The organism is Paenibacillus radicibacter (assembly GCF_024721995.1).
In the GTDB taxonomy this organism is placed as follows: Bacteria; Bacillota; Bacilli; order Paenibacillales; family NBRC-103111; genus Paenibacillus_AM; species Paenibacillus_AM radicibacter.
Genome location: NZ_JANQBC010000009.1, coordinates 15,093 through 28,870, shown reverse-complemented (window position 1 = coordinate 28,870; position 13,778 = coordinate 15,093). Strand labels below are relative to the sequence as shown.

At 40.9% G+C, this 13,778-nt stretch carries 17 protein-coding genes and 1 other annotated feature; of the genes, 14 read left to right on the top strand and 3 right to left on the bottom strand.

All coding sequences use genetic code 11. The annotated features are described in order from the left end of the window. Positions 1-10: 10 nt before the first annotated feature. Both NV379_RS16455 and NV379_RS16450 read left to right on the top strand, forming a co-directional pair. Positions 11-1,159, top strand: a complete 1,149-nt coding sequence (locus tag NV379_RS16455) for a DHHW family protein (protein WP_258208426.1) — start codon at positions 11-13, stop codon at positions 1,157-1,159. A gap of 31 nt (positions 1,160-1,190) precedes the next feature. Then, positions 1,191-1,688, top strand: coding sequence for a DUF4358 domain-containing protein (locus tag NV379_RS16450; RefSeq protein WP_258208425.1), 498 nt, complete (start codon positions 1,191-1,193; stop codon positions 1,686-1,688). A gap of 116 nt (positions 1,689-1,804) precedes the next feature. Here NV379_RS16450 and NV379_RS16445 read toward each other — a convergent pair whose 3' ends face one another. Then, entirely contained in the window at positions 1,805-2,791 is a 987-nt protein-coding gene (locus NV379_RS16445) for a DUF3994 domain-containing protein (protein ID WP_258208424.1), read from the bottom strand. Between the two features lie 216 nt (positions 2,792-3,007). Further along, positions 3,008-4,288, bottom strand: a complete 1,281-nt coding sequence (locus NV379_RS16440; protein ID WP_258208423.1) for an adenylosuccinate synthase — start codon at positions 4,286-4,288, stop codon at positions 3,008-3,010. A gap of 114 nt (positions 4,289-4,402) precedes the next feature. On the opposite strand from NV379_RS16440, the gene NV379_RS16435 reads away from it, so the two are divergent. The 6 genes from NV379_RS16435 (at position 4,403) to NV379_RS16410 (ending at position 7,825) form a co-directional block, all read left to right on the top strand. Continuing rightward, on the top strand, positions 4,403-5,293 hold the full coding sequence (locus NV379_RS16435) for a LysR family transcriptional regulator (RefSeq protein WP_258208422.1): 891 nt from the start codon (positions 4,403-4,405) through the stop codon (positions 5,291-5,293). A 254-nt stretch (positions 5,294-5,547) separates the two neighbouring features. Further along, positions 5,548-5,838: a transporter suffix domain-containing protein gene (locus NV379_RS16430; RefSeq protein ID WP_258208421.1), complete on the top strand. Its 291-nt coding sequence runs from the start codon at positions 5,548-5,550 to the stop codon at positions 5,836-5,838. 98 nt (positions 5,839-5,936) lie between these two features. Beyond that, a complete protein-coding gene (locus tag NV379_RS16425) occupies positions 5,937-6,170 on the top strand; it encodes an alpha/beta fold hydrolase (protein WP_258208420.1) in 234 nt (77 codons plus the stop codon). 104 nt (positions 6,171-6,274) lie between these two features. Further along, entirely contained in the window at positions 6,275-6,751 is a 477-nt protein-coding gene (locus NV379_RS16420; protein WP_258208419.1) for an alpha/beta fold hydrolase, read from the top strand. A gap of 154 nt (positions 6,752-6,905) precedes the next feature. Continuing rightward, positions 6,906-7,568 (top strand): LysR family transcriptional regulator, encoded by a 663-nt coding sequence (locus NV379_RS16415; protein WP_258208418.1) that lies wholly within the window; start codon positions 6,906-6,908, stop codon positions 7,566-7,568. Beyond that, positions 7,505-7,825 (top strand): LysR substrate-binding domain-containing protein, encoded by a 321-nt coding sequence (locus NV379_RS16410; RefSeq protein WP_308860303.1) that lies wholly within the window; start codon positions 7,505-7,507, stop codon positions 7,823-7,825. The genes NV379_RS16415 and NV379_RS16410 overlap by 64 nt, the downstream gene beginning before the upstream one ends. A gap of 25 nt (positions 7,826-7,850) precedes the next feature. Here NV379_RS16410 and NV379_RS16405 read toward each other — a convergent pair whose 3' ends face one another. Further along, on the bottom strand, positions 7,851-8,777 hold the full coding sequence (locus NV379_RS16405; RefSeq protein ID WP_258208417.1) for a cyclase family protein: 927 nt from the start codon (positions 8,775-8,777) through the stop codon (positions 7,851-7,853). Between the two features lie 318 nt (positions 8,778-9,095). On the opposite strand from NV379_RS16405, the gene NV379_RS16400 reads away from it, so the two are divergent. The 6 genes from NV379_RS16400 (at position 9,096) to NV379_RS16375 (ending at position 13,756) form a co-directional block, all read left to right on the top strand. Next, on the top strand, positions 9,096-9,464 hold the full coding sequence (locus tag NV379_RS16400; protein WP_258208416.1) for a GntR family transcriptional regulator: 369 nt from the start codon (positions 9,096-9,098) through the stop codon (positions 9,462-9,464). Positions 9,465-9,470: 6 nt separating this feature from the next. Further along, positions 9,471-10,349, top strand: coding sequence for an ATP-binding cassette domain-containing protein (locus NV379_RS16395; protein WP_258208415.1), 879 nt, complete (start codon positions 9,471-9,473; stop codon positions 10,347-10,349). Continuing rightward, a complete protein-coding gene (locus NV379_RS16390) occupies positions 10,342-11,028 on the top strand; it encodes a hypothetical protein (protein WP_258208414.1) in 687 nt (228 codons plus the stop codon). Before NV379_RS16395 ends, NV379_RS16390 begins: the two co-directional genes overlap by 8 nt. 144 nt (positions 11,029-11,172) lie before the next feature. Next, positions 11,173-11,410, top strand: a binding site (T-box leader). Positions 11,411-11,455: 45 nt separating this feature from the next. Further along, positions 11,456-12,280, top strand: coding sequence for a GNAT family N-acetyltransferase (locus NV379_RS16385; RefSeq protein ID WP_258208413.1), 825 nt, complete (start codon positions 11,456-11,458; stop codon positions 12,278-12,280). A gap of 111 nt (positions 12,281-12,391) precedes the next feature. Then, positions 12,392-13,387, top strand: coding sequence for a Gfo/Idh/MocA family protein (locus tag NV379_RS16380; protein ID WP_258208412.1), 996 nt, complete (start codon positions 12,392-12,394; stop codon positions 13,385-13,387). Positions 13,388-13,597: 210 nt separating this feature from the next. Further along, entirely contained in the window at positions 13,598-13,756 is a 159-nt protein-coding gene (locus NV379_RS16375; protein WP_258208411.1) for a hypothetical protein, read from the top strand. The last annotated feature ends 22 nt before the right edge of the window (positions 13,757-13,778 follow it).

Here is a 13,778-nt window from a genome sequence, read left to right as displayed (position 1 = left end):
AGGGGTTAAGGTGGAGAAGCGACTGACTTACACACATGCAGTGACGGTAATATTATTACTCCTATCGATCGGTACGATCTTTGTATTAAATATAGTAACACCAAGCAGGCACTTCTCAGAATCTGAGAATCGTGTATTGAAGCAATTACCGGAGTTCTCCTGGCAAAGCTTAATGTCTGGAAAATTTACGAATAATTACGAAACGTACATCTCGGATCAATTCGCGGCAAGAGACTTATGGATTGGTGTGAAATCGAGCAGCGATCTTGCAATCGGTAAAAAAGAGAACAACGGTGTTTACGCGGGTAGGGATGGCTACCTGATTCAGCAATTTACACCTCCTAATCGCAAGGACTTGAATGATAAAGTACAAGCGATAAACTCTTTCGCAAGTGAGTTTCCTGATCTGAACCAATTCATGATGTTAGTTCCAACAGCAATTAGCGTATTACCCGAAAAGCTGCCGAATCATGTATTCGATCTAAAAGAGATGAAGTATCGTGATCTCGTGCATAAACAACTGAATTCAAATATTCGCATTATTGATGTGTTTCCTGCACTTCGGGCGCAGAAGGAACAACCGATTTATTATAAAACCGATCATCATTGGACAACGCGGGGCGCTTATTATGCTTATCATCAGCTGGCGAAGGATATAGGGTTTGAACCGCAGGATGAATCCTCATTCGATGTGACCACAATTTCAGATGAATTTTTTGGAACTTTGTATTCTAAAAGTGGATTTAGAAATGTAAAGCCAGATCCTCTAGAAATCTTCGTTCCGAAGAGCAAAGAAGACATATCGGTTGAATATGTAGAGGAAGCGAAAATGTCCGATTCCTTGTATGAAATGGATCATTTGAACAAAAAGGACAAGTATGCGGTGTTCTTAAATGGTAATCATGCATTAGTCCGAATAACGACCAAGCATCAAAACGCTGGCAAATTGCTTATCGTAAAAGACTCTTATGCCAACAGTTTAGTACCTTTTCTAACAGCACATTATAGCGAAATTGATGTCGTGGACTTGAGATACTTTGAAAGGGATTTGAAGCAATTGATCCAAGATCGTCAGATCGACACGATGTTAACACTTTATAATGTCCAGACGTTCATGACCGACGAATCAATTCGTAATTTAACCTATATGCATTCATAGTAGAAAGGAGATCAGGGAGATGAAAGCTCTAATGAATAATAAACATGGAACCAAATGGATATGGGGGCTCCCGCAGCTATTCATACTTACTGTAGTGGTGTTAATAGGCTGTTCGAATGAAGTAGAGAGTATTCGCAATGCCTCATCACAAGAAATCGTTGAGCATATGAAACAGAGTGTAAAACTCGGGGAGATGAAAGAAGGGGATCGAGACAAGCTCGAAAAGCTGTATCATCTCAATAGCGATGAGATAGAGGATTTTGCTCTGTATACAGCCTCATCGAACGTTGAAGCACAGGAATTACTAGTTATCCGAACTAAGAAAGTGGAACAGGTGGGGAATGTGACTAAGCAGATAAAGAAACGAATGGAAGCACAAGCCACGAAGTTCAAAGACTATCGACCAGAAGAATATGCCCTTATACAAAGTCATGTCCTGAAAACAATTGGTCCTTATGTGTTGTTAGCCGTATCAGCGGATGCGGAGAAGATAGGGAGTGCTTTTGAAGAGGCTCTGAAATCCAATTAGTAAGTACGATTCGACAAAAAGAAGAAGCCGTCCTTTGCTAAGAGGATAGGCTTCTTCATTACCAATTTATTAATTTTGTTCTACTATAATTTCTTTACCGTTATCATAAATAATTTTCATTTCCTTTTCGAAACCGTAGATCCAGCCTTCGTGTATTTCATCGTATTCGTGGTTTCTTTATTCATCATCTGAATGGTTGTATGATTAAATGCTTGTACGTCTAATTCGATTTTAGGTCGTGTTGTGTCCTTAATCGATTTTCCATTCTCATAGGCTTCGTCATTATACAATGTGAGGATCCGTCTTAAATAATTGTATTCCCATCTTCCTTTCAGAATACTGCTTTCATCGGGATAGTCTTTGTATCGTTTGTAAGAACCGTCTGCATTCAGAACAATCAGCACTTGAAATTTATCATCTTTTTGAACTCCCCATTGTCCAATCAGTTCTTGTCCATTTTGAGAGATGTTCTTGAGTACAGAGTCACGATCAATCCCAGCGTTTTTATCGAGTTCTTTCTGGTCTTTTGTAGTTATAGTTCCATCAAGTACAGGTATATCTTCTGTTAATTGTAATTGTGCGAAGGCATAGTACCATAAGTCCTGTCCTTTAGTAAGCGTGAGTCTTGCACGATCAAGAGCATCTTGATCTCTTTTCACTACTGCATCGTAAAGCTCGTCTAGACCTTTGTCAAAGTAAGACATAGCCTCTAAATTAGAGTCCTGAATTTTTTTGAATTCATTTGGTGGATTTAAGCTTATGTATTTTTTGATAACCAGTTTAAGTTTATCAATTTGCTCTTTATTACGTTGTAGGTAATTAGGTGATTTACCATCTTTTGATTCAATCGAAAAAGTTTGTAGCTCTTTCCCCATTTCAGCATGATAAGCACCAATCGCTTTAACATACTCCTCCTTGGATAGGGGGGCTGTTGCTTGTGTCTGTTGTGAAGTTTGATTTGACGATTGTTGTGCCGTTTGCTGCGAACTTTCTTTAGACTCTGCCGTTGTAACACTACTTTCTTTGTCTATGCAACCCGTTGTTAATAGAATAGGGAGCACGAAACTTAATAGCCATTTGCTTTTAATATGAAGTCCCTCCATTTAGTCATATCGTTAATCTCATAAATTATGAATAAGCTCTCCTTTCTAAACAGACATGGTAGATATTGTATAACAATTCTATGAAAATAGTCAAAACAAACTGAATTTATAGATTTATCAAGTGTGGTGGGATCATTACTTTCATGCAAAAAAAACAGAGTTAAGTTCATCCATAAGGAGACTTAACTCTGTTCTTTATATCGAGAGCGATTACTCTTATCTAATCATCAATTGATCACGTTTAGGTCCTACAGAGATGTAGGCAACTTTCACTTTGATCGCGGATTCGATGAACTCCACATATTTTTGTGCAGCTGCTGGAAGATCTTCGAATGAACGCGCGTCGGAGATATCGGTTTTCCAACCGTCCATATACGCAATAATCGGCGTCGCATCATCGAGTTCTGCTGTTACAGGGAAGTTCTGCGTTTCCGTACCATCTGCCAATTTATATCCTGTACATACTGGAATGCGATCCAGATAGCCTAGAACGTCGAGGTTCGTAAGAGCAATCTCAGTAGCCCCTTGTACCATACAGCCATAGCGAGTTGCTACCGCATCAAACCAGCCAACGCGGCGCGGTCGACCTGTTGTAGCTCCGAATTCGCCAGCGTCACCACCGCGGATACGAAGTTCATGTGCCTCATCACCTTCAAGTTCCATCACGAATGGACCTGATCCTACACAGCTTGAGTAAGCTTTGGTAACAGCCATAATTCGTGTGATTGCATGAGGGGGTACGCCTGCACCAACAGTAGCAAATCCAGCAAGTGTGGATGACGATGTTGAGAATGGATAGATTCCATGGTCTGGGTCACGCAGAGCACCCAGTTGGCCTTCTAACAAGATGTTCTCACCACGTGCATGTGCTTCTTGCAACATCACAGTTGTATCGCAGATATATGGGCGTAATTGTTCACCAAGTTCTAATAGGTGAGCGACAAGTTCATCAACTTGAATTGGTTTTTCTTTATATAAATGTTCAAGAAGAACGTTCTTAGCTTCCAACGTTTGCTTAAGCTTGCTACGTAGTCTTGTTTCATTAAGCAAGTCTGCTACTTGAATACCAAGCTTCGCATATTTATCGGAATAGAAAGGCGCAATCCCTTGTTTGGTTGAACCAAAACTACGATCGCCTAATCTTTTTTCTTCTAACTCATCGAATAAGCGGTGAATAGGAAGTACGATCTGTGCACGATTGGACACACTAACACGCGGCTTCGGTACTCCTCTATCGATAACTTCATTTAGCTCTGTAAAAAAGGCATCCACATCAAGTGCTACCCCAGGTCCGATTACGTTCATTACATTCTGGTGAAAGACGCCTGATGGTAACATATGTAGCGCGAACTTCCCATAGTCGTTAATGATCGTATGTCCTGCGTTGCGCCCGCCTTGGTAACGTACAACATAGGATGACTCAGCAGAGAGATAATCCGTCATCTTACCTTTACCTTCATCTCCCCAATTTGCTCCTACTATCGCTGTAACCGTCAATTGAATCGCCTCCGTCAAGTTCTTGTGTTTCGTACATAATTGATTATACTTTTAATATGTATCATAAGTATAATTGTTATTAATCATGACTCCCATAAATAGAGGTAATGACATATGAGTATTAATTTAGAGTGGTATCGCGTATTTTACTGGACGGCAAAGCTTGGTGGAGTTACGAGCGCTGCCAAGAAACTTAGTATTACTCAACCAGCTGTTAGCCATACACTTAAGCAATTAGAAAACTGTCTTGGCGGTCAGTTGTTCTTCCGTACTTCCAAAGGTGTGACGTTAACGACTGAAGGTGAGGTACTCTATCGGTTTGTGGAGCAATCCATGCAATTGATTGAATTTGGTGAGAAGAAAATGTCCGAGATGCACAATTTGCTTATTGGTGAAATCAATATTGGTGCAAGTGATACGCTATGTAAACATTACTTGCTACCGTTTCTTGAGCAATTTCACAAGCAATACCCCGAGATCAAGATTCGTGTTACGAACCGGACTACACCGGAGACGATTGCTCTATTAAAAGAAGGCATAATTGACTTCGGTGTAGTGAATCTTCCTGCTGAGGATACGAAGCTACATTTTTACCAAAGCGCTCTACAACAAGACTGTTTGGTTGGCAGCTCGAAATTCGTACATCTGACAGAGAAGCCATTCTTACTAAAAGAACTCAATCAATATCCGATCCTCTTACTTGAAAAAGGTGGGAGTACGCGGGGTTATCTCGATCAGTATGCTGCATCACATGGGGTGACGCTGAATCCTGAGTTTGAGCTTGGCAGTGTGGACTTGCTTGTACAATTTGCGCGAAGCGGGTTCGGGCTGACATTTGCCGTGCGTGAGTTTATTATTGAAGAGTTAGAAGCGGGAAATCTCATCGAAATTCCGCTCGTACCACGAGTTCCAGAGCGACACATCGGGATAGCCACACTCAAGGATGTTCCATTATCCGCGGCAGCAAAGGGTTTCTTAGCACATTTAATGGATGAAAATGCTTAACGTGAAAGAAACGAGAGGTACATGGAGTTATTATGGACTTAATCATGACGAAGTTAATCGTCTGTTGCCCGAGGAACTATCCCGTATTTTTCAAAAAGTAGAAAATGAACCCGACAATTACTCGATTTAGTAGTTGCCGGTTTTTTTATTTGTATAGCTGAAACACCATGAAACTTGTCTGATAATTCAACGTATTAGTTTGATGCAAGGTTGTGATTAATGACCAACTATACTAGGGTAGAGGGGTATTCGTAATGAGTGAACATAGTAATCATGAATCCATTCATAAACCGAAAAGACAAGCAAAGAAACTAGGTATGCTCCTTATCATTCTATCATTCGTACTATATGGTATTGCTGCCGTAGTAGCGTTTACACCTATTCCTACAAATACCAAAATGATCGTTACTCCAATATTCATCGTGCTCGGTGAAGTTGCGTTCTTCGTAGGAGGCATCATCTTTGGTAAAGAAGTAATGAAGCGCTATCGTAAACAATTGAATCCTATGAATTGGTTTAAGAAGAATTCAGACGGTCGACCTTAGGTCGGCTATTTTTATTAAAATGAATAATATTCCTTGACAAGAATATTCCTTTTTATATATATTTTATTTATTCAGAAAATATATTAGGAGGAATTGTGATGAACACTTTGTTTTCAAAAGATGGAACACAAATCGGATTCACTAAGATCGGAGAAGGACCTGCACTCCTATTGGTACCGGCGGCACTAGCCACGCATCAAGATACCGCACAACTTGCAGAGCACCTATCATCCCAATACACGGTATACAGCTATGATCGACGCGGTCGCGGTCAAAGTACAGACACTGCGCCATACGCGGTTGAGAGAGAAATCGAAGATATTGAGCATTAATTCATGAAGCAGGTGGTAGTGCATCCCTATTCGGAAGTTCTTCCGGTTCAGTATTAGCACTTGAGGCAGCCAGTCAATTAGGGGATCGTGTAACGAAGTTGTTCATGCACGAGCCTCCATTCATCGTGAATGATAGCCGCGCACCAGTTTCTAGCGAATACGTACATACGCTTAACAATTTGATAGCAGAAGGTCGCCGTAGTGATGCGGTGGAATACTTTATGACTGAAGCTGTCGGGGTACCAGCTGAGTTCATCGAGTATATGAAGGTAGCTCCACATTGGGCAGCGATGGAGAGTACTTCGCACACTTTAGCCTATGATGGAATGGTGATGGGAACTACGCAATCAGGTAACCCGCTCCCAACGGATCGCTGGCAAGTCAATGTTCCTGTGTTGATCATGGTCGGTGAGAATAGTGGTCAACTGTTTGCAGATGCTGCACAAGCACTCTCTGAACTCGTTAAGCAATCTGAGATTCATATGTTACCAGGACTCGAGCACTCAGCAGTCGTGACTTCACCAAACCTTATTGCAGAAGTAATTGTGCAGTATGATCAGAAAGAGCAGCTTACGAAATAAAGTGTTTTTCTATGAATATAATAAATGAAGCCCGTCCGACCCTAGTTGCGGATGGGCTTTGCTTATGTCTTAAGATTATTGTCTTGACTTACATAGTTCGGGAGTAGAGAATTTACTTATTCCAATCCACTACAATCAGAATTGGAGGTTCGGTATGAATTTTAAATACCTTGAAACCTTTTGCGCGGTTGCGCAGCAATCGAGCTTTGTTAAAGCAGCTGAACTTCTTAATTATGCACAGTCCAGTGTGACTGCCAATATTCAATACTTAGAGAAAGAAATTGGTGTTGCGCTATTTGAACGTAAAGGGAGAAGTGTTAGTTTAACTGGTTCTGGTGAGAAATTCCTCCCTTTTGCCTATCAAATGCTGAGCTTGATGGATGAAGCGAAGAACGCGGCTGTAGGAGATTGTGAATCTTCTGGCATCCTTACCATTGGAATGTTGGAAAGCTTATGTATTTATCGGTTTCCATCTGTCTTGAAACAATATAGATCAGAGCATCCTAACGTCGAAGTTCAATTTAAAACAAGTACGTATTCGGATTTGCACCGTTCTTTACTTGAAGATCTTCATCTTGCAATCATTACCGATGTTCGGATTCATTCTGATAGTCTAGTTGCGTTGCCATTACTTGCGGAGAAGGTACTCATGCTCGCTCATCCAAGCCACCCTTTGGTCCATTCAACAATTGAACCATCTTCACTTGTAAAAGAAACTTTTCTGCTAACCGAGCCTACTTGCAGATATCGTAAATTGTTCGAACAGTCCATAGCGAATCTAGGCATTGTGTCGATGCCAAAGCGGATGATTTTGTAAGTATTGAAGCGATTAAGCAATGTGCGATGAATCAACTTGGAATTGCGATTCTACCAGAAATGGAAGTACTGGATGAACTTGCAGATGGGCGTTTGATTGCTCTGGATATCGATTTCTCCGATTACGCACTTTATACACAGTTAGTGTGGCATAAGCAAAAGTGGAAATCGCCTGCGATGCAGGCTTTCATTGACGTAACGACGAACTTCTTTTCCGAAAAAGCATCAGTAAACGCTATTCGCGAATTCACGCAATAAACATCTACTTATAGTACAGATTCGACTATTCATGATTAGTGGTTAATCTAGCCCAAGCACGCACGGGGAAAGCACTCATTCCTTGAAGCTTCATCGGAGCCGCTGAGAATCGGAACCCTTCCGTTGGAAGTTGCTCCAAGTTACAGAGGTTCTCAACGATAGGAATGCCAGCACCGAGAAGAATAGAATGGGCAGGGCGATATGGATCAGTTGTATTATCAATGTTAAGGCTATCAATACCGACGAGGACAGCTCCTTCATCTCGCAAGTACTCAGCGGCATCATGAGTCAAATAAGGATGTTTTTCGAAATAAGCGGTTAATCCCCACATTTGCCCCATACCGGTCTCAATAAGAACAGCTCTGCCATTCAACGGATAAGCAGCTAGTGCTTGCCTAGTGATTGCTCTCCCAGTCATCCCATTCAGTCGAATAACAATTCCTTCAAGATCAGCGACGGAATCAATGGACAATCCAGCAACGTCAGCCATTCCTGCAAATCGGTGCGCAGGACTATCAATCGCGGTTCCCGTATTAGCGACCATATCGACTCGGCCAATGTGAAAAGTCACACCTGGGGCATAACGACCTTCAGACTCTTCATGGCTTATATAATCTGTTACCTGCGGTTTTGGAAAATCGGGATACGTCTCCATCCCACTTACGATTGAATGACTGAGGTCGATCAGTTTTGATTTGGAACCATTAGATGGAGTAGATGCTGACTTACGTTTATGGCGCTCTTGGATAATCTGTTTGTTCAGAATACGAACCGTACCTACCATGAGTAGCCGTAGATCCTTAATAATATAATCCGATAAGGCATCATCTGAAATATGATCTCCCTCAATGTCGAGTCGAAAGCCTTGACCTTGAATGCCACCACCATTGGAAAAATCCACTTCAAAATCAAATTGCACTCGCTTATCTTGTATAGACGTATGGTCAAGCATTGTTATTCCATCCTCCCCAAAAGTTCATTTGTGTAATTGATGTAATATCCTAATCGTAACTCGAAAATGAATGTTTTACATACAGATAAAGCGATTCTTAGGTTCGGACTTAATGAATGGAAACATGTTTCTACAAAAAAGTCGTTACGAATGGAGAGCACTTAGTTGTAGCTTAGTGGTAAAATATGGTTAAAAAATAGCGACAACCTAGGATTAGATGATCTATCCGCGGCTGTCGTTTTTTTATTTAGCAATTGACAGTTCCAAATACTGGTATTATAGTATGTTACATGACTAACATACCGATAGGGTGATTGTATGAGAACCAGCTTTGACGAGAGTCAGCCGATTTTTCTGCAAGTAGCGGAGATGATTGAAGATGACATACTAAACGGAACTTACAAGGAAGATGATCAAATTATCTCGATGGCGCAATTCGCAAGTACTTTTCAGATTAATCCGGCTACTGCGGTTAAAGGAATTGCGCTACTTGTGAATGATGGTATTTTGTACAAAAAAAGGGGACTAGGCATGTATGTAGCAGCAGGCGCCAGAAAAGTAGTTATGGCTAAACGACGCGTACACTTCTACAACGAGCTAGTTCTGAAATTACTTGATGAGGCTGAGAAGCTAGAGATGTCGGTTGAAGAAGTCATAGAAATGATTAGAGAAAAGGATAGGGGATGAAGGTAGATGAGCGTAGTCCTTGAATGTTCGAATTTAGTTAAAAATTATGGTAGACATGAAGCAGTTCGTAATCTGGATATGAAGCTGGAAGAGAATACGATATATGGACTGCTCGGGCGTAACGGTGCGGGTAAAACAACTTTACTGAATATGCTTACGGGAGGCGTATTCCCGAACTTTGGTCATATCGAAATTGCAGGTAATCGGCTTAAGGAAGGCGACACGCCCCATGGTATTTGTTTTATAAGGGAGAGGAACTTGTTCTTTGAAGATGCCACAGTCATGGAAACCTTGCAGCTTGCGTCTAAGTTTCATAAGAACTGGGATTGGGCATTTGCGAATGAACTTATCAAACTTTTCAAGCTCAACGCAGGCAAGAAAATGAAACAGCTTTCCAGAGGAATGGAGTCCCTAGTTGGCAATACCATAGGGTTAGCTAGTCGAGCACCTATCACGTTCTATGATGAACCTGTACTTGGGCTTGATGTATTGATGCGAGAGCGGTTTTACAAAGTGCTGGTTCAAGACTATGCGAATTACCCGAGAACGATTCTGCTCTCTACCCATTTAATAGATGAAATTGCGAAAGTCGTTGAACGTGTCTATATCATGGAATCAGGTACAATCTTGATGGAAGATGAGGTGGATAACATTCGCAATCATTCGTATGTATTAGTTGGAAATCATGAAGTCATGGAAAGCTTTATTGGTGATCGGCAAGTCTTTTATATGGAAGACCACGTAAGAGGCATTCTATCTGCGGTATACGGTACATTTACAGAAACAGATAAAATGCAGGCAAACAAACTGGGTATCTCGATTGAAGGATTACCGCTCCAGAAGTTTTTCTCCTATTTAATAGAGGGAGGTCAACACAATGAATAAGCCGAGCGTTATGATGAGAGCTTCTTATTTGCAATTGAGAAAACATTTATGGATATTCCTTATCATAATAGCAGTAAACACGCTAGTTAGTGTGATCGTAAGCTTGTCTATGGGAAAAGGTGAGAATACACATGTATCTATAGCCAATATCTTTACGTTGCTTCTTGTGGTTGTAGGTACTGTATTGCCGGGAAACTTCTTCAAGCGCATGATCAATCTAGGAGCTACACGCAAAGAATATTATGTAGGGATATTGTGCGTGTATTCGCTACTCGCTGCGGCGTTCGCAGTAATAAACATTGTATGGTTTCAAGTAGAAATAGGAATTATCCATCTTTATGAGCAAACGTTCAATATTCTTGAAATCTTCCATTGGAACCAATTTGGTTTAGTGGGCATGTTTATATACCAGTTCGGTGCGTACTTGTTAGTCTTGTCCTTGTTCACCCTTTTAATATCTGGATCACGTCATGTTGTAGGTTGGGTGATTTGGGTATTTCTTATAGCTGCTATTCCTATCTTTACATCAATAGCACCACTTCGAGCAATTTTGACTGATGGCTTGCTAATACTTCTCTTTAATGATTCACTATTGCAAGGCTTCGGACTTACGTTCGTGATCTCGTGTATCTGCTTGTATGGTGGATGGTGGTTTACAAAAAAACGCACGCTTAGTTAATTGAATTATTAAATAATAGTAATCGTCTGTGAAAGGATGATATCAGATGAAGAACGTAAAGAATATACCCTCAATTATAAAGAAATCATCCTACTTTAATTGACTGTATTTTCACAAAATAGTAGACTATAAAGAATTTAAGATGTACATGCAACGAAGAGGAAAAGTAAATCTTAGTATACTGCTCAGAGAGCTGCTGGTAGGTGCGAAGCAGTCAGTGACAAGAATTGAACAATCACCTCTGAGCAGGTCTTTCGAAATTCAAGTAGGCAGATCCGGAATCCGACCGTTATATTGGAGCATCATTGATAGATGATGGCTAAGGTGGGTGTAGTGATATACATCAATCAGGGTGGTAACGCGGATCAAGTCCGTCCCTAATGGGGCGGATTTTTTTGTGTTCTAACAAATATGGAGGTGCGGAAATATGTTCGTTCATTTTTTGCAAAATGATGTTGTTCTGACGTCAAGTGAGTTTATACGTAATGAAGTTCAGTTTAATTTGATTCACCGGATTATGGAATCAGACAGTGCAACCTTAATCAAGTCATCTAACGGGCAGATGATATACGCACAGACTCAAGGTAACCCTGGCTGGTTATGGGTTTCGGGGGAAGCAACTGCTGACGTTAAGGAAGAGATGTTAATGAACTTAGTCAATCATTTGAAGCATCAGACAATACCGGGGATATCTGGAGAACCGGAACTAATCGAACATTTTGCACAAGTGTATTCGAAAGAGACGAATCTGCACTACCATACACACATGATGATGGAGTCTTACTGCTGTCCGAATCTGGTTAAACCAGAAGGTGTGAAAGGGGAGCTTCGCAAAGCTGCGGAGCAGGATATTGACGTTGTTGCTAAGTTTCTGGTTGAGTACGCTGAAGAAGCTCATGGGCTATCTGTTAACCTTGAGGATCAAATCCCAGTTGCAGAAAGAACAATTCATGCAGGCAACTTGTATCTATGGATTGTTGAAGAGCAAGTAGTCTCAATGGCGAACATTGCACATCGTTCTCCAAGACACGGACGAATTAATTCGGTATTTACTCCGAAATCGCAGCGCAAGAGAGGCTATGCAAGTGCGATAACAGCAGAAATCTGCTCCATACTTCGTGAAGAACAATTCATTCCGGTTCTATATGCAGACTTGAGCAATCCAACTTCCAATAAGATTTATCAAGACATTGGTTTCGTAGTAAGTGGAAAAATTGCTGATGTGAGGTTTACTATCGGTTTACCCGATTGATGCGATCGAATAAATTGACTTTTTAAATGGATGGAATGATTATATAATTTAGAGTAGTTAGTGCTAGAAGATATTAATCACATAAATGATATTAGAAAAGGTGGTAACTCCATGCAGCAATCATCTACGATTCGTGTTGGCATTATTGGGTTAGGTGTTATTGGCGAGAATGTACTTAATGCGTTTCTGAAGCTTACAGACATTAAGGTTGTAGCTATATGTGATGTAATTGAGGACAGAGTAAAGACGATTTCCGAGCAGATAAATGGAGTCGCTTGGTATACCAACCATATGGAGTTGACGAAGCGTCCAGATATTGACCTAATCTATGTAGCAGTTCCTCCCAAATATCATCATCAGATAGCATTAGATGTCATAGCTGCGGGTAAGCATATTTTCTGTGAGAAACCACTCGCGAACTCCTTAATAGAAGCAAGGGAGATGGCAGAGCACGCGAAGCAGGCTGGAGTCATACATGCAATGAATTTCCCAGTTTATTATAAAAACGTGTTTAAAGAAATCCAAAACCGTCTATCTTCTGGATCCATTGGAGAGGTTCGTAGAGTTGAAATCATGACACATTTCCATCAATGGCCACGTGAATGGCAGCAAACCGATTGGATCGGAGGACGTGAGCAGGGTGGATTTGTTCGAGAAGTTCTTCCTCATTACATTCAATTGACGCAAGCCTTGTTCGGTAAAATGGATCGGATCGAGTCTCAGTTAGAATACCCGGATGATCCAACGAAATGTGAGACAGGTATTATTGCTACGATGAAGTTAGCTAATGGGAACTCTGTACTCATTAATGGACTTAGTCAGATCGGTCAAGAGGAACAGATTCAATTCGTGATTTATGGCAGCAAGGGGACAATCGCATTGGTAAATTGGGGTCGCCTTGAAGTCGGCAAGTACAATGAGCTTAGTGCAGAGATTACCGTAGAGCCGAATGACTCCACACAGGATCTAATCACGAATTTAGTTCGTGCAATTAATGGTAAGGATGCTGATCTTGTTGATTTCGAAGCGGGATATGAAGTTCAACGTGTACTTGAGGCTCTTTTGCAAAAAGAAAGTTACGTGAACGAGTGTGTGAATCGGGCTTAACGATCAATCAATAGAGGTGGTACGGTGGTACCACAGAAGATAAACCTTTCGTCCTTTGTGGATGAAAGGTTTTTTGGAATTTCTCATAAATGCCTAACGTCTTATTTGACAATCCTTAACAAATAGTATTGAAGAGGAAATATCTTCTTGCTATAATTGAAAATGATTATCAATATCATTTAAGGAGTGGTCTTTACGGAATCTAAAGTCATGCAAGACAAATCGAATAGAACGTCGAAGACAGGTAAATCAAAACCACCTTCCCCTATATCCCGTTTAAAACCGTTCCTGCTCAAGCGAAAAGCAGCGTTGGTCGGATCAATTGCGACAGGTGTTGTTGCTGTTCTGATGGGACTTATTCCATACTAGGTCATCTATGAAATTTGTGCTG